Here is a 16429-nt window from a genome sequence, read left to right on the forward strand (position 1 = left end):
ACGTTCACAACACTCCGAAGAGCAGAAGCAGAATGAGGATGGGAATGGGAATTCCCAGGAACCAGAGCAGAATGGTGCGCATGTTCATCTCCCTGTTGGCGATGCCTAAGCAACGCAATGTGACGCCCGCGGTTGCGGCGTTTCGCGCGGTGGAGTTCCGGCCATGACCGCCCCGCCCCCCGAGGCGCCACCCGGTCCCGTCACCTCCTGGCCCGCCTGTCTCATCGTGAACCCGCGCGCCGGCAACCTCTCGGCCATGGATGATCCGGGCCCGCAGCTCGCGGCCACGCTGCGCGCGGCGGGCTTCGCGGTGGAGGATCCGGAGGCCGGCGCCGACCTCGACACGCAATGGGCGCGGGCGGAGAGCGCGCGCATCGTCTTCGTGGCGGGTGGCGACGGCACGCTGCGCGATGCGGCCGCACGGCTGCGCGGCACGGGGCGCTACCTCGCCCCCCTGCCCGGCGGCACGCTGAACCGGCTCTGCACGCGGCTCGACCTGCCCAATGACCCGATCGAGGCGGCCGCGCTCTACGCCGCGGCCTCACCCGGGCTGATCGACACGGCCACCGCCAATGGCGAGGTGTTTCTCTACCAGCTCATCATCGGCCGCGCGACGCGGCTGATGCGCTTCCGCGAAATGCAGCGCGGCGGCGGCGCGGGCGGCTGGTGGCCGCTGGTGCAGGCGCTGCTGCGCGCGCTGACGCGCCCCTTCCCGCGCGAGCTCTGGGTGCGGATCGGCCCCGCCGCGCGGCAGACGGGCCAGGCCGTGGTCGTCACCCTGCCCGAGCCCAACCGTCCCTCCGGGCTGCTGCTGCATGTGGCGCGCCCCGCCGGGGCCGTGGCACGGCTGCGCCAGGCCTGGCTCTGGTTCCGTGGCAAGCTCGGCGAGGATGCCGAGGTGTCCGAACGCGAAGTCGCCCGCGTGGCCGTTCATGGCCGCCAGGACGGCGTGCGGATGAGCCTGGATGGCGAGATGCGCCTCGCGCGCACGCCCGTGCGCGTCAATCTTCACAAGCGGGCGCTGTCCGTCCTGGTCGTGCCGCCGCAGCGGCCGCAGGATGGCGAGCGGGCGGCGCCGCCACCGGGAGTTCCGGCATGACCCATCGTCTCGCCCATCTCTCCGACCTGCATTTCGGCGAGGCCGATCCCGCGCGCGTGGCCGAGATGGCGGCCGATGTGCGGGCCGCCTGCCCCGATGCGGTGGTCATCAGCGGCGACCTCACGCGCCGCGCCCAGCCGCAGGAGTTCGAGGCGGCCTTCACCTTCCTGGCCGGCCTCGACGCGCCGCTGCTGGTGGTGCCCGGCAATCACGACATTCCGCATTCGGCCCTGTGGGAGCGCTTCATGGCGCCCAAGCGGCGCTGGCGCGCGGCGCGGCTGACGGCGCCGGCCGAGCGGCTCGATCTCGACCATGCGCGCCTCATCGGCCTCGACACGGTCAGCCGCGCGCAATGGCATGTGGACTGGTCGGCCGGCGCGGTGCCGCAGCACAGGCTCGAAAGGTTGGAAGCGGCGCTGACGGTGGGCCGCGGCAAGCCGACCCTCGTGGTCTGCCATCACCCGCTGGTGCATGGCGCCTGGGCGCAGCGGCGGCGCACGCCCCGCGGAGCCGAGGCCACCATCCGGGTGCTGCGGCGAGAGAATGTCGCGGGGCTGCTCTGCGGCCATCTGCACCGCGCCGAGGTCACGCCCCTGGGGCCCGAGCCGGGCGCGCCTTGCCAGGTGATGGCGCCGAGTGCCTTCTCCCCGCGCGGCGTCTCCGCGGTGAATGGGTGGAATCTGATCGAGTGGGAGGAAGGCAGGCTGCGCGTCACCACGCGCGAGGTGACGAACCGGGGTTGGCGGGAACGGGTGGTGGAGGCCGCGTGAGCGGCACCCCGACCCTGCCAATGGTGAGATCGACGACGGGCCGGGGCGTCAGAGCGTGACGCCGCGGCCGGTCAAGAGGGACACCGCGAACAACACCAGGAACACGAAGAACAGGATGCGCGCGATGCCGGCCGCCGTGGATGCGATGCCGCCGAAGCCGAGGACCCCGGCGATGAGGGCCACGACGAGAAAAGTGATGCTCCAACCCAGCATGGTTCTGCACTCCGGGAAACGGCAGGACCGGCCGATGCCCGTCCCGCCGCGTCAGGCGGTGGCTCCGGCCGGTTCCTGGAGGGGGGTTGCGGGCGCCGGGACCATTCGCCCGCGATACGGCGCGCGCGTTTGGCCCCGACAGGTCGCGCGCCGCGGTGCATCGTGCGCGTGCACGTCCTGGGATGCGTGCACGCGCACGTCCTGGGATGCGTGCTTGCGCACGTCCCGGGATGGGTGCCCGCGCACGTCCCGGGATGGCATCAAGCCCGGATCAGAACTTGCTTTCCCAGCTCTTCACCTGGGACTCGGCCTCGTCACGGGCCACGCCATAGCGCTCCTGGATGCGCCCGATGAGCTGCTCGCGCTTGCCCTCGATGACCGTCAGGTCGTCATCGGTCAGCTTGCCCCACTGCTCCTTGGCCTTGCCGGTCAGCTGCTTCCAGTTGCCCTTGATGGTATCGCTGTTCATGGTCTGTCTCCTTGCTGGCGGCGTCGGCGCCGCCTCGGCCAGGAGAACGGGCAAGGGGCCCTGAAGTTGCAGCATGCCCCATCACGGAACGCGTCACGGAATGGGCACGCGCCCGGCATGGACCGCCTGGTAGGTGGCGATCGCGAGGCTCAGCGGGTCGAAGGGCTTGCGGACGATGAAGGCGGGCTCAATGCCCTCCGCCGTCAGCAGCAACTCGGGATAGGCGGTCACGAAGATCACGGGCGTGATCGTGCTCTCCATGATGGTCCGCACGGCCGAGATGCCACTGCCGCCCCGGCCCAGGTTCACATCGGCCAGGATCAACCCCACGGGGCGTTCATGGGCCAGGCGCACAGCCTCGCGCTCGGTCATGGCGACGCCGGCCACGCGGTGGCCGCAGCCCTGCACCAGCATCTGCAGGTCCATCGCGATCACCGGCTCGTCCTCGATGATCAGGATGTCGGTGGCGGCCACCTGGCGCAGGTCGTGCCGGGCCTGGCGCACCTCCTCGGCGGCCTGATCGGGCGTCATGTCCAGCACCCGGGCGGCATCGGCCAGCGTGACCTCTTCCAGCGCCGTCAGCAGCAAAAGCTGGCGCTGCACCAGCGTCAGCCCCGGCGCGTCGCGCTGCGGATGGTCGCGCATCAGTTGGGTGATGGCGGCATAGAAACCGAGGCGCGGCGGCAGGTCCTGGGGCATGCGCGGGATGGCGCGGCCCACCAGCCCGTCGCCCTCCCCCTGGCTGCCGGTGAGCGCGCGGGCGAAACGGCGGGCATAAGGCAGGGCTGCGATCAGCTCCTGCTGGGTGGCGCTCATGGAACAGTCTCCTCGACGAAGGGGATGAGGGCGCGCGGGACAGGATGCCCAAACTCCGGCCGCGCGGGAATGACGTAATGCAGGAGGATGCCGCGAAGGCCAATGCCGAGGCCGCGTTCCGCACGGCGCTGGTGGCGCTGATGCCGTCGCTGCGCGGCTATGGACGGGCGCTGAGCGGCTCCGTCGCCGCCGCGGATGAGCTGGTGCAGGAGACGCTGCTGCGCGCCCTGTCCAGCGAACGCCGCATGACGGAGGTGGGGGAGCTGCGCGCCTGGGTCTTCACTATCTTGCGCCACGCCTGGTTGTCCGGCCTGCGGGCGGGACGGCGGCTGACGCCATTGGAGGAGGGAATGGAGGGCGTGGCCGGGCCGGCGGACAGCCTGGCCCTCGATGACCTGGCGCGCGCCATGCGCACCCTGCCCGCCCCGCAGCGCGAGGCGGTGGTGCTGATGGGGGCCCAGGGCATGTCCGCCACCGAGGCCGCGCGGATCTGCGGCGTGCCGGAGGGCACCATGCGCGCACGCCTCAGCCGGGCGCGGAGCGCCTTGCGGCGCGCGCTCGAGCCTAGGTTGCGGACCCCTCCAGGTGTTTGACGGCATCTTATGCGAATGAACGTGGCCGGGCTTTCGTGGTTGCCCGGGCACCTCTCGCTTCACATTACAATTTTTTAATGCAATGAAGTCCGAGCCTCAGCGTTGGGGGGGCATGCGAGCACCGGACACAAACACGATGCCCCTCCCCCAGGACGACCAGGCCGAGGCCACCATGGTCGACTCCGCACCCGAGGTCAGCTTCCATGACCTCCTTGTCGCTGCCCTGCCCGCCTTGCGGCAGCAGGCCCTGGCGCTGACGCGCAACCGCGCCGATGCCGACGACCTGGTGCAGACCAGCGTCAGCAGCGCGCTGGCCGCGCAGACCTCCTTCCAGCCCGGCACGAATTTCGGCGCCTGGATGGCGCGCATCCTGCGCAACCGCTTCCTTTCCAACATGCGCCGCCGGCGCGAGATCGTGGACATCGAGGATGCCCCCGCCTCCCTGCTCGCCCGCAGCGGCGGCCAGGAAGAGGGGCTGGCCATCCAGCAGCTCCGCCACCTGATCGGCAAGCTGCCGGCGGATCATCGCCTCGTGCTGATCATGATCTCCGTGCAGGGCCTTTCCTATGAGGAAGCCTCGGAGCAGCTCAACGTGCCGGTCGGCACGCTGAAGTGCCGCGTCTCCCGTGCGCGCGCCATGCTGCGCCGCTGGCTGCTGGGCGATGACGAGGCCCCCAAGCCCCGCGTCACCGCGCCCAAGACCCGCGCGCGCGCTTCCGTGCCTGCTCATGCGCTCTCCGCTTTGCCCGCGGCCCCTGTCATGGCTAAGCTTGGCCGTGACAATGGCGAGGCACAGCTGGAGCGGCGGTGAGCGGCGATACGGAAGAACCGGACAGGCCTGGACCACGGATGAGCAAGCCTGGCTCCCCTCCGAAGCGCGCCCGCAAGGCACCCTCGGACAAGGCGTTCGACCTCTGGCTCGACCAGGGTTTGCACGCCATGTTCGACGAGGTGGCGAAGGAGCCGATTCCGGAAGAGCTGCTGCGTCTGATCGAGCAGGACCGGAACAACAAATAGGTTCCGGCACGGCCACCGTGTCCAGGCGGCCCACACCTTGAACCCGCAACCTGCCCCTGACGGGGTGGGCGGCGGGTTTTTTCGTGTCCGCATCCTGACTTCAGGGCCCCTGGCATCGGGCCCCTGGCATCGGGCCCCTGACATCGGACAAGAAAAACCCCGCGTGGCACAGGGCCACGCGGGGCGTGCCGGCCTTGCGGCCGGGCGGATTAGCGCTCCGGCGTGAAGCGCGTGATCTTGGTGCCGTTCAGCGCCAGCGCCGCCATCAGGCCCTGCTGGCCGAAGGTGATGGCATAGACGGGCTCGGCCAGCGTCGTGGAGGTCACGTTCGCCTGAAGGCCACGGTCCAGCGCCACCACCGACGGGCCGGTGCCGATTTCCCAGCCATCGGCGTTGTCCAGCGCGCGCAGCGCGGCTTCCGTCATGAAGAACATGGCCAGGCCCGAGGTCTGCGCGCCGGCCTGCAGGCCGAAGGAGGCGCCGACGATGCGGTAGTAGCCCTGGTGCGTGGCGCCGCGGCGCAGCGCGCCCTCGCCATACTGGCCGCCCACGATGAAGCCGCCCTGGATGATGCGCGGGAAGATCAGCACGGCCTGCGCCTGCGAGAAGAGCGGCGCGGCGTTTTCCATGACGCGCAGGCGGCGCTCGGCCTCGGCCACGTCGCGGCTGATCTCGGGTCCGGTGGCGGCGGCGGCGTCACGGGCCAGCGGCGCGCTGGCCAGCAGCCCGGCACCCGCGGCGAGGAGGGGGAATTGGCGTCGGGAAAGGTTCATGGATCGGTGTTCCTTCGAGCGGCGCCGAGATGGCGCGCGTCTGCTGGCCCAACGCATGAACCTGAAGGCGGATGCAGCGGCCGGGGTTAAACCTGTTCCACCGCGAAGACCCGGCTGGGCGAGACGAACTCCTCCTGCGCCGCCACGGTCAGGATTTCGCGCGAGCCCGCCTCGGCCGTCCGCCGCAACAGGCCGAAGATGCTGGAGGCAGCGGCGGAGAGCGCCACCTCCGCTGAACCGCTCCGCAGCCGGTGGAACAGGAAGAGCGCCGCGATGGCATCCCCTGCCCCGTTCACGTTCAGCGGCAGCAGCGGCGTGGTGACGCGCCAGAACCGCCCGCCCTCGGCGGCCAGCATGGCGATACCCTCCGCGTCCTCGGCGTCGAAGCTGGTCAGCAGCACGCAGCGCGGGCCCATGTCCTGCAAGGCCGCGATGGCGGCCTTGGCGGAGGCGAGGTCCGTCACCGCGCGCCCCGTCAGCCATTCCAGCTCGAAGCGGTTGGGGGTCGCGATGTCGGCGCGGGGCATGGCGTGGTCGCGCAGCAGTTCCGGGATGCCGGGGCGCACGAAGACACCGCGCCCCACATCGCCGATCACGGGGTCGCAGCAATAGAGCGCCTGGGGGTTCGCGGCCTTGGCGCGCGAAACCGCGTCCAGGATGGCCTCGCCGATCTCGGGCCCGCCCATGTAGCCCGACAGCACCGCGTCGCAGCGCGCCATCGCGCCCCGCTCCTCGATCCCCTGCACGCAATCGCGCACCAGCCCCGCCTCGAACACCTGGCCGCGCCAGGCGCCATAGCCCGTGTGGTTGCTGAACTGGACGGTGTGGATGCCCCAGACCTCGGCGCCGAGCCGCTGGAGGGGAAACATGGCGGAGGCATTGCCCACATGGCCATAGGCCACCCAGGACTGGATGGAGAGGATGTTCATCGCGAAGCGAGGGTTACTCCCGCCGCGCGGGCTTGCCCACCCGGGTTTCCCACATGGGCCGGCCTTGCGGGCAGCGGCGCCGGGATGCGAGGCTCGACGCCATGCGATGGCTCCTGCTGGTGATGCTGCTGCTGCCCTGTCCCGGGGTTGCGGCCGCGCGCGCGGAGCCGGCCGAGGCCTGGCCCACCCGCGACATCCGCATCATCGTCCCCTTCCCCCCCGGCGACGCGGCGGACAGCGAGGCGCGGCGCCTGGCCGGCCACTACACCGAGGTGTTCGGCGTCAACTTCGTGGTGGACAACCGGCCGGGCGTCTCGGGCCGCATGGGCACCGAGATCAGCGCGCGGCTGGCATCCGATGGCTACACCCTCATCATGACCGCCAGCGGGCCGCTGACGCTGGTGCCGCAGATCCTGGGCGCGGGCTATGACCCGCTGGTGAGCTTCGAGCCGGTGCTGCTGCCCGCCGCCATGCCCCTGCTGCTGCTGGCGCCCGACGGCCCCGCCTATGCCCGCGTGCAGGACCTGGTGCTGCGCGCGCGGGGCCAGCGGCGCGGGCTCGCGGCGTGCTCCACCGGCATCGCGACCCCTTCGCACATCGCCGCCGTGCTCTTCGCCCGCAGCCTGGACCTCGATTTCGTGCATGTGCCCTATCGCGGTTCCTACGCCGCCATGACGGATGTGATGGCCGCGCGCTGCGACATGCTGTTCGACAACGCGGCCTCGGCCGGGCGGCATGCGCGGGCGGGGCGGGTGCGGGCGGTGGCCATCACCACCGATGCGCCGCAGACCGCCTGGCCGGGCGTGCCGGCGCTGGAGGGCGTGCGGCTTTCCACCTTCTCCGTGCTGGTGGCGCCCGGGGGGACGCATCGCCTCATCGTGTCGCAGCTGAACGACATCGGGCGCCGCTTCCTCGCGCGGCCGGAGGAACGCGCGCGCATCCTGGCCGAAGGCGGTGCGCCGCTGGACCTCGCGCCCTCGCAAATCCGCAGCTATCTCCGGCAAGAGATCGCGGGGTGGAACGCCATCCTGCGCGGAATTGACCTCGCCCGGGACTGAACATGGATTCGATGACCGCCTGGAACTGGAGCTTCCTGCTGCTCCGGGCCGCCACAACCATCGCCTGCGTCGTGGCGGCCGTGGCCGTGGCGCGGCACGGGCGCGGGCGGCGCGGCACGGGCTGGGGGTATCGCGCCGGCGCCATCCTTTATCTGCTTTTGCTGGCCGGGCTGACCATGGCCGAGGCCTATGGGCAGATCACGACCTGGGCGGGGTTAAGCACGCCATTGCTGGGCTGGTTCTGGCTGGGGACGGACCTCGTCATCCCGCTCGCCGTGCTGCTGCTGCTGCGCATCCTGCGCGAGCGCAACGCGCTGGCGGGGCAGCTCGCCGCGGCCGCCCGGCATGACCCGCTGACCGGCCTGCCCAACCGCGCGGGCTTCGCCGAGGAGGTGGCGCATGCCCTGGCGCGGGCGGCGCGCGAGAGGGTTCCCGTATCGGCCGCGATGCTCGACCTCGACCGCTTCAAGCGCGTCAATGACGGCTGGGGCCATGCGGCGGGCGATGCGGTGCTGCGCGGCGCCGCCGATGCCATGCGCCAGGCCATGCGCCCGGGCGACATCCTGGCGCGCATGGGCGGCGAGGAATTCGCGCTGCTGCTGCCGGGCCTGGACGCGCAATCCGCCCTGCCCGTGCTCGACCGGGTGCGGGCCGCGGTGGAGCAGGCCGTGCCCCACCCGGGCGGGGCTGATGAGCGGGTGACGCTCTCGGCCGGCGTCGCCACCCTCGCCACCCCCAGCAATGAGGCCCTGGAGGCGGCGCTGCGGGCGGCGGATGGCGCGCTCTATGCGGCCAAGGCGGCGGGGCGCAACCGCGCCCTGCCGGCGGCCTGAGGCAGGCTCAGGCGGCGAATTCCGCGCGCACCTTGTCCGTGTGCGCGCCGAGTGCGGGCACCGGTCCCAGCGCCCGCGGCCCGTCGCTGAAGCGCGCGGCGGGGGCAGCGATGGCGATGGGGCCCTTCTCTGTCTCGACGGTGACGCGGCGCAGGGCGGGGTGCTTCGCCAACCCGTCCACGCCGTTCACGAAGCCATAGGCGGTGTTGGCGGCCTCCAGCTTGGCCACGCATTCCTCGCGCGTGCGCGCGGCGAAGACGGCGGCGATGTGCGCGTCCACCATCGGGCGGTGCGCCACGCGCTCCACATTGCTGCGGAAGCCCTCGCGCTGGGGCAGCGTGGCGTCGTCCAGGAAGTTCGCGGCGAATTGCGCCCATTCGCGCTCGTTCTGGATGGAGATCAGGATCAGCGCGCCATCCCGCGTCTCGAAGGCGCCATAGGGGCAGAGCGAGGGGTGGGCGAGGCCGATGCGCTGGGGCGCCTTGCCCGTGCCCTCGAAATACAGCAGCGGCACGTTCATCCAGTCCGCCATGCCGTCGAAGAGGCTGACGGCCACACCCTTGCCGCGGCCCGTGATGCCACGCTCGATCAGCGCCTCCAGCACGGCGGCGTGGGCGTTCATGCCGCAGGCGATGTCGCAGGCGGAGACACCCACGCGCCCCGGCCCCTCGGCGCGGCCGGTCACGCTGCAAAGCCCGCTTTCCGCCTGCACCAGCAGGTCATAGGCCTTCATGGAGGCGTATTCGCCTTCCTCGCCATAGCCCGAGATGTCCACGGTGATCAGGCGCGGGTGGCGTTCGCGCAGCGCCGCGCTGCCGAACCCCGCGCGGGCCATCGCACCCGGCGCGAGATTCTGGATGAAGACGTCGGCCTTCTCCAGCAGACGGGCCAGCAGCGCCTTGTCGTCCGCCTGCTTGATGTCGAGGCAGATGCTCTCCTTGCCGCGGTTCAGCCAGACGAAATAGGTGGAAAGCCCGTTGCAGGCGGCGTCATAGCCGCGCGCGAAATCCCCCTCGGCGCGCTCGATCTTGATGACGCGCGCCCCCGCGTCGCACAGCTTGGCCGAGCAGGTGGGGGCCGCCACCGCCTGTTCCATCGAGACTACGAGCAGGCCTTCAAGTGGCTTTCCGGGCGTCATGCGCTTCCCCCAAACTACACAGGCCAGGAACATGCCACCGCGGCGCGGGCGCGTTAAGCCGCGCGGCCCCTGACTGGCGCCAGGGCCTCAATCCTGATCGAACTCCAGCACCGCCTCCTGCCGCCCCTCGGCCCCCGGGCGAAGGCGCATCGCATCCGTCTTGTGGCGCAGCAGCAGCAGGGCGATGCGCCGCAGGTCCGGCTCGTCGGGCGGGGTGGCGGGGTCCAGGGGCGCGATGGGCGCACCCTGCCAGGCCAGCGTCAGGCGCAGCACCGGGTCGGTGTTCTCCATGCGGAGATGCACGGCACCGCCGGAGCCGATCTCCTCCTGGGCCAGCAGGGCGAATTCCTCCAGCGCGCCACCCACCCGGTCGGCCACGGCGCGGCGCACGCCCCATTGCTGCAAGGGCGCGCGCGCCGCATCCAGCAGGGCCGGCACGCCCTCGGCCGGGTGCCATTCCAGCGCCACCTCCCGCGCAAGGCCGATCCGCAGCAGCGGCCCCAGCACCAGCGCGACCGCCAGCGCCAGCGCCAGCGAGGAGAAGGTCAGCGCCTGCACCGCGAAGGGCAGGTCCGCGTAGAGGCCGGGGATCAGCGCGCCCGAGAGCCCCACCACCAGCGAGACGCCCAGCAGCACCGTCCGCCGCGGGTCCAGCAGGCGCTGCGTGATGGTGATGAAGCCCGAGGCGATGATGAAGGCCGAGACGTAGAGCAGTGCCGCGCCCAGCACCCCCTGCGGGATCAGCAGCATCCAGACCCCGGCGGAGGGGATGAAGGCCAGCCCCACCCAGATGGCCCCCGCCGCCAGCCCCACCACGCGCGACCGCACGCCGGACGCGACCGCGAGGCCCACGCTGCCCGTGTAGCTGTTCATCCCCGGCAGGCCCATGCACCCGGCCAGCGCCGTGCCCATGCCATCGGCCAGCACGCCGCCGCGAATGCTGCGCTGGTCGGGGCGGGTCCAGTCGGGGTCCTCGGCGCGCTGGGCGGCGATGATGTCGCCCATGCAGCGCACCAGGCTCGCCAGGGCGCCCAGCAGGAAGCCGGGCAGCAGGGCCCAGTTGAAGCTGGGCATCACGGGCGGGCCGTCCAGCAGGCTGACCCCCTGCACGGCGGGGGCCTCGGGTGCGCTGCCCAGCAGCAGCGCCAGCGCCGTGCCGCCCAGCATCCCCGCCAGCACCGCGAGGGGCCGCAGGCGCGGCGGGCCCCAGATGGCGAGCGCCACGATCAGCGCGAAGGTGGCGATGCCGACGACGCGCTGCACCCCCCCGGCCGGATCGGCGGGGGAGCCGAGCGCGATCAGCCGGACGGACAGAATGCCGAGCGCAAGGCCCACCAACAGCACGATGAGGCCGATGATCTCGTTCGGCACCTGGTTGCGCAGCCGCCGCACGAAGGGCGAGAGCACCATCTGCGTCAGGCCGGCCACGAGGGTCATGCCGGCCACGTCCGCGAGGCCGCTGCGCTGCGCGACGACGACCGAGAGCGGCAGGTAGATGGCGGTGAAGATGCCACAGATGAGATAGCCGGAGCCGATGCCCCAGCGCCCCCAGCATTGCAGCAGGGTGGCGATGCCCATGGCCAGCATGGACCATTGCAGCACCGCGGCCTTCAGCGCGACATCCGCGCCGGCCGCCTCGGCCACCAGCAGCGGGAAGCCGAGTGTCACGGCCGCCAGCCCCGCCTGCTGCAAGGCCGCGGCCAGCAGCAGGGGAATGGGCGGAGTCTCTTGCAGGCGCCAGATGGCGGGTGCGCCTGCGGGGGGCATCAGTAGCTGCGCGGCATGCCCAGCACATGCTCCCCGATGTAGGAGAGGACGAGGTTGGTGCTGATGGGCGCCACCTGATAGAGCCGCGCCTCGCGGAACTTGCGCTCCACATCGTATTCCTCGGCGAAGCCGAAGCCGCCATGGGTCTGCACGCAGGCCTCTGCCGCCGCCCAGGCGGCGTCGGCGGCGAGCATCTTGCCCATGTTGGCCTCTTCGCCGCAGGGGATGCCGGCCTCGAACTTCTCCAGCCCCTGCTTCACGATAGCCTCGGCCGCGCGCATCTGGGCATAGGCCTTGGCGATGGGGAACTGCACGCCCTGGTTCTGGCCGATGGGGCGGCCGAACAGCACGCGCTCCTTGCTGTAGGCCACCGACTTCTGGGTGAACCACTTGGCGTCACCGATGGATTCCGAGGCGATCAGCAGGCGCTCGGCATTCATCCCGTCCAGGATGTAGCGGAAGCCGCGGCCCTCGACGCCCACCAGGTTCTCGGCCGGAACCTCCATGTTGTCGAAGAAGACCTCGCAGGAATTGTGGTTCATCATGGTGCGGATGGGGCGGATGGTCAGGCCCTTCGCGGTCCGCATGTCCACGATGAAGGTGGACAGGCCCTCGGTCTTCTTCGTCACCTGGTCCTTGGGCGTGGTGCGGGCCAGCAGCAGCATCAGGTCGCTGTGTTCCGCGCGGCTGGTCCAGATCTTCTGGCCGTTGACGATGTACTTGTCGCCTTCCTTCCGGGCAAAGGTGCGCAGGTTGGTCGTGTCCGTGCCGGAGGTGGGCTCGGTGACGCCGAAGGCCTGCAGGCGGAGTTCGCCGCTGGCGATGCCGGGCAGGTAGCGCTGCTTCTGGTCCGCGCTGCCGTGCTTCAGGATGGTGCCCATGATGTACATCTGGGCATGGCAGGCGGCGCCATTGCAGCCTTCCTGGTGGATGGTCTCCAGGATGGCGGCGGCGGCCGAGAGCGGCAGGCCCGCGCCGCCGAACTCCTCGGGAATCAGCGCGCCGAGATAGCCCGCCTCGGTCAGGGCCTTGACGAATTCGGTCGGGTAGCCGCGGCGCGTGTCCAGTTCGCGCCAGTATTCGCCGGGGAACCGCGCGCAGAGCTTGCGGACCTCCTCGCGGATTTCGGCGTGGGGGTCGGCGGCGATCAGCGGCTGGTCCATGGCGGGTCTCCCTCTTCGTTTCCGATTAGGGCGCGACCCGCCTGACGGCAAGGGCGCAGCGGGACCCGCCGCGCGGTTGAGGCCCGCTACTCCTCCTCGCGCCGCACCCGCTGCTGCACCACCGGCCGCGACGGCCCCGCCCCCTGCCGCCCGATCGGAATGGACCGCACCTTCACCTCCGGCATCGGCCGCTGGAGGTCTATGTGCAGCAGCCCGTTGTCGAGGAAGGCGCCCTCGATCTCGATGCCCTCGGCCAGCACGAAGGCGCGCTGGAACTGCCGCGCCGCGATGCCGCGGTGAATGAAGACCCGCCCTTCCGTGTCGTCGCGCTGCCGCCCGCGGATCACCAACTGGTTGTCCTCCTGCGTGATCGCGAGGTCCTCCATGGCGAAGCCCGCCACCGCCAGCGTGATGCGAAGCCTGGCCGGCCCCGTCTGCTCGATATTGTAGGGCGGGTAGCCATCCGCGCTTTTCTGCACGCGGTCGAGCATCTGCTCGAGGTGGTCGAAGCCCAGGAACAAGGGCGAGCCGAACACCGAGGAACGGGACATGGGGCCTCCTGACCGCAGCGAGCCGTGGCGCGCCCCGGAAGAGGCAGCGCGCCTCGTTGCAGAATTGGCCCGGCACGGGCCTTGTTGCAAGGCGGCGCGTGGGGGGCTACCTCCGCGCCGGCCATGACGGACGAAACCCTCCCCATCCTCTACGTGCCCGACCCGCGGCTGCGGAAGAAGGCGCGCCCCGTGGCGCAAGGCGATGGGGATGCCGTGCGCGCCCTCGCCGCGCGCATGCTCGCCACCATGTACGCCGCCCCCGGCATCGGGCTGGCGGCCCCCCAGGTGGGGTCGGACCTGCGCCTCATCGTCGTGGATGTGGGCGGCAAGGAGACGCCGGCGCCCATGGTGCTGGTGAACCCCGAGATCATCGCCGCCAGCCGCGAGATGGAGGTGCGCGAGGAAGGCTGCCTCTCGCTGCCCGGCCAATACGCGGATGTGGAGCGGCCGGCGCGCATCCAGCTGCGCTGGCTGGAGCTGGACGGCACGAAGCGGGAGGCCGAGGCGGACGGGCTGCTGGGCGTCTGCCTCCAGCACGAGATCGACCACCTGAACGGCGTGCTCTTCGTGGACCATCTCTCCGCGCTGAAGCGCAACATGCTGCTGCGCAAGCTCGCCAAGGAGCTCAAGGCGCGGGAGAGCCGGGATTAGCCCGAAGCTGCGCCTGGCCTTCATGGGCAGCCCGGACTTCGCGGTGCCGGCGCTGCGGGCGCTGCACGCGGCGGGGCACGAGGTGGCGGCGGTCTATTGCCAGCCCCCCAAGCCCGCCGGGCGCGGCCAGCGCGAGACCCCCTGCCCGGTGCATCGCGCGGCACTGGAACTGGGCCTGCCCGTCCGCACGCCCGCGCGGGTGAAGCGCGATGCGGCGGAACACGCGGCGTTCGCGGCGCTCGACCTCGATGTTGCGGTGGTGGCGGCCTATGGGCTGATCCTGCCGCCCGCCATGCTCGACGCGCCCCGGCGCGGCTGCCTCAACATCCATGCTTCGCTGCTGCCGCGCTGGCGCGGGGCGGCGCCCATCCATGCCGCCATCCTGCATGGCGATGCCGAGACGGGCATCACCATCATGCGCATGGAGGAGGGGCTGGACACCGGCCCCATGCTGCTGCGCGAGGCGATCCCGCTGACCCCGCGCTCCACCACGCCGGAGGTGCATGACGCCCTGGCGGAGATGGGCGCGCGCCTGATCCTGCGCGCGCTGGACGAGAACCCGCCGGCCACGCCGCAGCCCGAGGCGGGTGTCACCTACGCCCCCAAGCTCACCAAACCCGATGGCGCGCTGGATTTCACGCAGCCCGCCACGGTGCTGGACGCGCGCATCCGCGCCATGAACCCCTGGCCCGGCGCCTTCTTCACCCATGGCGGCGAGGCGCTGCGTGTGCTCGCCGCCGAACCGGCCGAGGGCCAGGGCCCGCCCGGCACCCTCCTGCACGGCTTCACCGTGGCCTGCGGCACCGGCGCGCTGCGCCTGACGCGCCTGCAACGCCCCGGCCGCGGGCCACTCGACGCCGAGGCCTTCCTGCGCGGCTACAACCTGCCCCCCGGCACGGTCCTGGGCGGATGACCGCCTACGCCCTGCTGGTGGAGTATGACGGCGCGGGCTTGGTGGGCTGGCAGCGCCAGTCCAACGGCCTATCCGTGCAGGAGGCCATCGAGACCGCCGCCACCTCCCTGAACGGCGGCGCCACGCCGCTCGCCACCGCTGCCGGCCGCACCGATGCGGGCGTCCATGCCGAGGGGCAGGTGGTGCATCTGGACCTCGCCGCCGACCTGCCGCCCGCCCGGCTGCGCGCGGCGCTGGACTTCCACCTGCGGCCCCAGCGCATCGCCATCCGCGCCGCCTGCCTGGCGCCCGAGGGCTGGTCGCCGCGCTTCTCGGCCGCGCGGCGGCACTACCGCTTCCGCATCCTGAACCGCCCCGCCAAGCCCGCGCTGGAGGAGGGCCGGGTCTGGCACGTGCCCCTGCCGCTCGATGCGGCCGCCATGCACGACGCGGCCCAGGCGCTGCTCGGCAAGCATGATTTCTCGGCCTTCCGCGCCGCCTCCTGCCAAGCCGAGCACGCCATCCGCACGCTGGACCGGTTGGACGTGACGCGGGTGGGCGAGGAGGTGGTCATCCACGCCTCCGCCCGCAGCTTCCTGCACCACCAGATCCGCAACCTGGCGGGCACGCTGCACATGGTGGGGCTGGGGCGGCGCCCCGTCTCCTGGCCGCGCGAATTGCTGGAGGGGCGCGACCGCCGCCGCGCCGGTCAGACCGCCCCGCCGGAGGGCCTCGTCTTCCTGGGCGTGGACTACGACCCGCCTTTGCCCTGGGTCACTTCGGACCGGGCTTGACCGGTTCTGCGCCGCCAGGTTCGCCAGGAAGCGCGAAGCCCGCCAGCGCCTGCCAGACGCGCAGCACGAAGGCATCGTCCCGCCCGCCATGGCCCAGCGCCCGCTGCGCCACGAACAATTGCAGCGCCTGGGCGGCCAGCGGCACGGGCAGCGCGGCCTCGCGCGCCATGCCCTCCACGAGGCCCAAATCCTTCACGAAGATGTCGCCGGCGGAGAGCGGCGTGTCGTCGCCCACCAGCACATGCGCCATGCGGTTCTCGAACATCCAGGAATTGCCCGCGGCACTCGTCACCACGCCATAGACGGTGTGCGGATCGAGGCCGGAACGCAGCGCCAGCGCCATGGCCTCGGCGGCGGCCGCGATGTGCACGCCGGCCAGCAGCTGGTGCACCACCTTCATGGCGGCACCCTGGCCGGGCTCGCTGCCCAAGGACCAGATCTTGCCCGCGATGGCGTCCAGCACCGGTTTCGCGGCGGCGAAGGCGGCGTCGCTGCCGCTGGCCATCACCGTCATGCGGCCCTCGCGCGCGGCCGCGGCGCCGCCGGAGACGGGCGCGTCGAGATAGAGCAGGCCCCGCGAGGCGGCCTCGGCAGCCAGGCGCCGCGCATCGGCTGGTGCCATGGTGGCCGAGCAGACCACGACCCCACCCGGGGCAACGCGCTGCGCCGCGCCTTCCGGGCCGAACAGCGCGGCCTCGGCCTGGGCGGCGTTCACCGTCAGCACCACCACCGCGTCCTGCCCGGGGTCCAGATCGGACCCGCGCGCCACGGCGCGGTTGCCGAAGGCGGCGCGTGCGCGTTCGGAGGGGTCCACGCCCGTCACGTCGAGGCCGGCGCGCAGCGCGCTGAGTGCGGCACCCCCGCCCATGCTGCCCAGGCCGATGAAGGCTGTTTTCATGCCAT

At 71.8% G+C, this 16429-nt stretch carries 20 protein-coding genes; 10 read left to right on the forward strand and 10 right to left on the reverse strand.

Translation table 11 applies throughout. The features are described from left to right. Positions 1–163 precede the first annotated feature (163 nt). On the forward strand, positions 164–1099 hold the full coding sequence (locus GGQ83_RS11680) for a diacylglycerol/lipid kinase family protein (RefSeq protein WP_184384126.1): 936 nt from the start codon (positions 164–166) through the stop codon (positions 1097–1099). Beyond that, entirely contained in the window at positions 1096–1869 is a 774-nt protein-coding gene (locus tag GGQ83_RS11685; RefSeq protein ID WP_184384128.1) for a metallophosphoesterase family protein, read from the forward strand. Before GGQ83_RS11680 ends, GGQ83_RS11685 begins: the two co-directional genes overlap by 4 nt. A 48-nt stretch (positions 1870–1917) precedes the next feature. Here GGQ83_RS11685 and GGQ83_RS11690 read toward each other — a convergent pair whose 3' ends face one another. The 3 genes from GGQ83_RS11690 to GGQ83_RS11700 all read right to left on the reverse strand — a co-directional run bounded on the left by GGQ83_RS11690 (position 1918) and on the right by GGQ83_RS11700 (position 3367). Further along, complete coding sequence (locus tag GGQ83_RS11690) at positions 1918–2082, reverse strand: DUF1328 domain-containing protein (protein ID WP_184384130.1); 165 nt, start codon at positions 2080–2082, stop codon at positions 1918–1920. 271 nt (positions 2083–2353) lie between these two features. Then, the gene (locus tag GGQ83_RS11695; RefSeq protein WP_184384132.1) at positions 2354–2551 is read right to left on the reverse strand and encodes a CsbD family protein; all 198 of its coding nucleotides are present in this window, start codon (positions 2549–2551) and stop codon (positions 2354–2356) included. Between the two features lie 93 nt (positions 2552–2644). After that, on the reverse strand, positions 2645–3367 hold the full coding sequence (locus GGQ83_RS11700) for a PhyR family response regulator anti-anti-sigma factor (protein ID WP_184384135.1): 723 nt from the start codon (positions 3365–3367) through the stop codon (positions 2645–2647). Positions 3368–3444: 77 nt separating this feature from the next. On the opposite strand from GGQ83_RS11700, the gene GGQ83_RS11705 reads away from it, so the two are divergent. The 3 genes from GGQ83_RS11705 to GGQ83_RS11715 all read left to right on the forward strand — a co-directional run bounded on the left by GGQ83_RS11705 (position 3445) and on the right by GGQ83_RS11715 (position 4977). After that, positions 3445–3960, forward strand: a complete 516-nt coding sequence (locus GGQ83_RS11705; protein ID WP_184384137.1) for a sigma-70 family RNA polymerase sigma factor — start codon at positions 3445–3447, stop codon at positions 3958–3960. 136 nt (positions 3961–4096) lie between these two features. Beyond that, positions 4097–4771 (forward strand): sigma-70 family RNA polymerase sigma factor, encoded by a 675-nt coding sequence (locus tag GGQ83_RS11710; RefSeq protein WP_184384139.1) that lies wholly within the window; start codon positions 4097–4099, stop codon positions 4769–4771. Between the two features lie 38 nt (positions 4772–4809). Further along, entirely contained in the window at positions 4810–4977 is a 168-nt protein-coding gene (locus GGQ83_RS11715; protein WP_184384141.1) for a NepR family anti-sigma factor, read from the forward strand. 209 nt (positions 4978–5186) lie between these two features. On the opposite strand, the gene GGQ83_RS11720 is transcribed toward GGQ83_RS11715, so the two are convergent. Both GGQ83_RS11720 and pdxY read right to left on the reverse strand, forming a co-directional pair. Beyond that, positions 5187–5750 (reverse strand): lipid-binding SYLF domain-containing protein, encoded by a 564-nt coding sequence (locus GGQ83_RS11720; RefSeq protein ID WP_184384143.1) that lies wholly within the window; start codon positions 5748–5750, stop codon positions 5187–5189. 86 nt (positions 5751–5836) lie between these two features. Continuing rightward, positions 5837–6679 carry a pyridoxal kinase PdxY gene (gene pdxY, locus GGQ83_RS11725; RefSeq protein ID WP_184384145.1) on the reverse strand — a complete coding sequence of 281 codons (843 nt, stop codon included), beginning with the start codon at positions 6677–6679 and terminating at the stop codon, positions 5837–5839. Between the two features lie 101 nt (positions 6680–6780). Here pdxY and GGQ83_RS11730 point away from each other — a divergent pair, with 101 nt between their 5' ends. Further along, the gene (locus GGQ83_RS11730) at positions 6781–7737 is read left to right on the forward strand and encodes a tripartite tricarboxylate transporter substrate binding protein (protein ID WP_184384147.1); all 957 of its coding nucleotides are present in this window, start codon (positions 6781–6783) and stop codon (positions 7735–7737) included. Between the two features lie 2 nt (positions 7738–7739). Next, complete coding sequence (locus GGQ83_RS11735; protein WP_184384149.1) at positions 7740–8570, forward strand: GGDEF domain-containing protein; 831 nt, start codon at positions 7740–7742, stop codon at positions 8568–8570. Between the two features lie 7 nt (positions 8571–8577). On the opposite strand, the gene GGQ83_RS11740 is transcribed toward GGQ83_RS11735, so the two are convergent. The 4 genes from GGQ83_RS11740 to GGQ83_RS11755 form a co-directional block, all read right to left on the reverse strand. Beyond that, positions 8578–9708: a CaiB/BaiF CoA transferase family protein gene (locus GGQ83_RS11740; RefSeq protein ID WP_184384151.1), complete on the reverse strand. Its 1131-nt coding sequence runs from the start codon at positions 9706–9708 to the stop codon at positions 8578–8580. A gap of 87 nt (positions 9709–9795) precedes the next feature. After that, positions 9796–11475, reverse strand: coding sequence for a solute carrier family 23 protein (locus tag GGQ83_RS11745; RefSeq protein ID WP_184384153.1), 1680 nt, complete (start codon positions 11473–11475; stop codon positions 9796–9798). Continuing rightward, positions 11475–12638, reverse strand: a complete 1164-nt coding sequence (locus tag GGQ83_RS11750) for an acyl-CoA dehydrogenase family protein (protein WP_184384155.1) — start codon at positions 12636–12638, stop codon at positions 11475–11477. The genes GGQ83_RS11745 and GGQ83_RS11750 overlap by 1 nt, the downstream gene beginning before the upstream one ends. Positions 12639–12724: 86 nt before the next feature. Next, positions 12725–13189, reverse strand: coding sequence for an Hsp20 family protein (locus GGQ83_RS11755; protein ID WP_184384157.1), 465 nt, complete (start codon positions 13187–13189; stop codon positions 12725–12727). Between the two features lie 123 nt (positions 13190–13312). Here GGQ83_RS11755 and def point away from each other — a divergent pair, with 123 nt between their 5' ends. From def to truA, 3 genes are read left to right on the forward strand one after another with little or no spacing between them, the layout of a single operon-like run. Next, positions 13313–13840: a peptide deformylase gene (gene def, locus GGQ83_RS11760; protein ID WP_184384159.1), complete on the forward strand. Its 528-nt coding sequence runs from the start codon at positions 13313–13315 to the stop codon at positions 13838–13840. Positions 13841–13847: 7 nt separating this feature from the next. Further along, positions 13848–14753: a methionyl-tRNA formyltransferase gene (gene fmt / locus GGQ83_RS11765; protein ID WP_184384370.1), complete on the forward strand. Its 906-nt coding sequence runs from the start codon at positions 13848–13850 to the stop codon at positions 14751–14753. Further along, on the forward strand, positions 14750–15526 hold the full coding sequence (gene truA, locus GGQ83_RS11770; RefSeq protein WP_184384161.1) for a tRNA pseudouridine(38-40) synthase TruA: 777 nt from the start codon (positions 14750–14752) through the stop codon (positions 15524–15526). The genes fmt and truA overlap by 4 nt, the downstream gene beginning before the upstream one ends. Here truA and ltnD read toward each other — a convergent pair. After that, on the reverse strand, positions 15507–16424 hold the full coding sequence (gene ltnD, locus GGQ83_RS11775; protein WP_184384163.1) for an L-threonate dehydrogenase: 918 nt from the start codon (positions 16422–16424) through the stop codon (positions 15507–15509). The two genes, truA and ltnD, sit on opposite strands and share 20 nt — an antisense overlap. Positions 16425–16429: the final 5 nt, after the last annotated feature.

Origin of the sequence: Roseococcus suduntuyensis, assembly GCF_014196305.1 — a bacterium.
Taxonomy (GTDB): Bacteria; Pseudomonadota; Alphaproteobacteria; order Acetobacterales; family Acetobacteraceae; genus Roseococcus; species Roseococcus suduntuyensis.

What these genes read in the sequence shown, in the direction of transcription:
- ltnD (WP_184384163.1), bottom strand. Translation starts at nt 16,424, where the DNA reads ATGAAAACAGCCTTCATCGGCCTGGGCAGCATGGGCGGGGGTGCCGCA.
- truA (WP_184384161.1), top strand. Translation starts at nt 14,750, where the DNA reads ATGACCGCCTACGCCCTGCTGGTGGAGTATGACGGCGCGGGCTTGGTG.
- GGQ83_RS11720 (WP_184384143.1), bottom strand. Translation starts at nt 5,750, where the DNA reads ATGAACCTTTCCCGACGCCAATTCCCCCTCCTCGCCGCGGGTGCCGGG.
- GGQ83_RS11750 (WP_184384155.1), bottom strand. Translation starts at nt 12,638, where the DNA reads ATGGACCAGCCGCTGATCGCCGCCGACCCCCACGCCGAAATCCGCGAG.
- GGQ83_RS11730 (WP_184384147.1), top strand. Translation starts at nt 6,781, where the DNA reads ATGCGATGGCTCCTGCTGGTGATGCTGCTGCTGCCCTGTCCCGGGGTT.
- GGQ83_RS11710 (WP_184384139.1), top strand. Translation starts at nt 4,097, where the DNA reads ATGCCCCTCCCCCAGGACGACCAGGCCGAGGCCACCATGGTCGACTCC.
- GGQ83_RS11685 (WP_184384128.1), top strand. Translation starts at nt 1,096, where the DNA reads ATGACCCATCGTCTCGCCCATCTCTCCGACCTGCATTTCGGCGAGGCC.
- GGQ83_RS11735 (WP_184384149.1), top strand. Translation starts at nt 7,740, where the DNA reads ATGGATTCGATGACCGCCTGGAACTGGAGCTTCCTGCTGCTCCGGGCC.
- def (WP_184384159.1), top strand. Translation starts at nt 13,313, where the DNA reads ATGACGGACGAAACCCTCCCCATCCTCTACGTGCCCGACCCGCGGCTG.
- pdxY (WP_184384145.1), bottom strand. Translation starts at nt 6,679, where the DNA reads ATGAACATCCTCTCCATCCAGTCCTGGGTGGCCTATGGCCATGTGGGC.
- GGQ83_RS11690 (WP_184384130.1), bottom strand. Translation starts at nt 2,082, where the DNA reads ATGCTGGGTTGGAGCATCACTTTTCTCGTCGTGGCCCTCATCGCCGGG.
- GGQ83_RS11680 (WP_184384126.1), top strand. Translation starts at nt 164, where the DNA reads ATGACCGCCCCGCCCCCCGAGGCGCCACCCGGTCCCGTCACCTCCTGG.
- GGQ83_RS11740 (WP_184384151.1), bottom strand. Translation starts at nt 9,708, where the DNA reads ATGACGCCCGGAAAGCCACTTGAAGGCCTGCTCGTAGTCTCGATGGAA.
- GGQ83_RS11715 (WP_184384141.1), top strand. Translation starts at nt 4,810, where the DNA reads ATGAGCAAGCCTGGCTCCCCTCCGAAGCGCGCCCGCAAGGCACCCTCG.
- GGQ83_RS11705 (WP_184384137.1), top strand. Translation starts at nt 3,445, where the DNA reads ATGCAGGAGGATGCCGCGAAGGCCAATGCCGAGGCCGCGTTCCGCACG.
- GGQ83_RS11745 (WP_184384153.1), bottom strand. Translation starts at nt 11,475, where the DNA reads ATGCCCCCCGCAGGCGCACCCGCCATCTGGCGCCTGCAAGAGACTCCG.
- GGQ83_RS11695 (WP_184384132.1), bottom strand. Translation starts at nt 2,551, where the DNA reads ATGAACAGCGATACCATCAAGGGCAACTGGAAGCAGCTGACCGGCAAG.
- GGQ83_RS11700 (WP_184384135.1), bottom strand. Translation starts at nt 3,367, where the DNA reads ATGAGCGCCACCCAGCAGGAGCTGATCGCAGCCCTGCCTTATGCCCGC.
- GGQ83_RS11755 (WP_184384157.1), bottom strand. Translation starts at nt 13,189, where the DNA reads ATGTCCCGTTCCTCGGTGTTCGGCTCGCCCTTGTTCCTGGGCTTCGAC.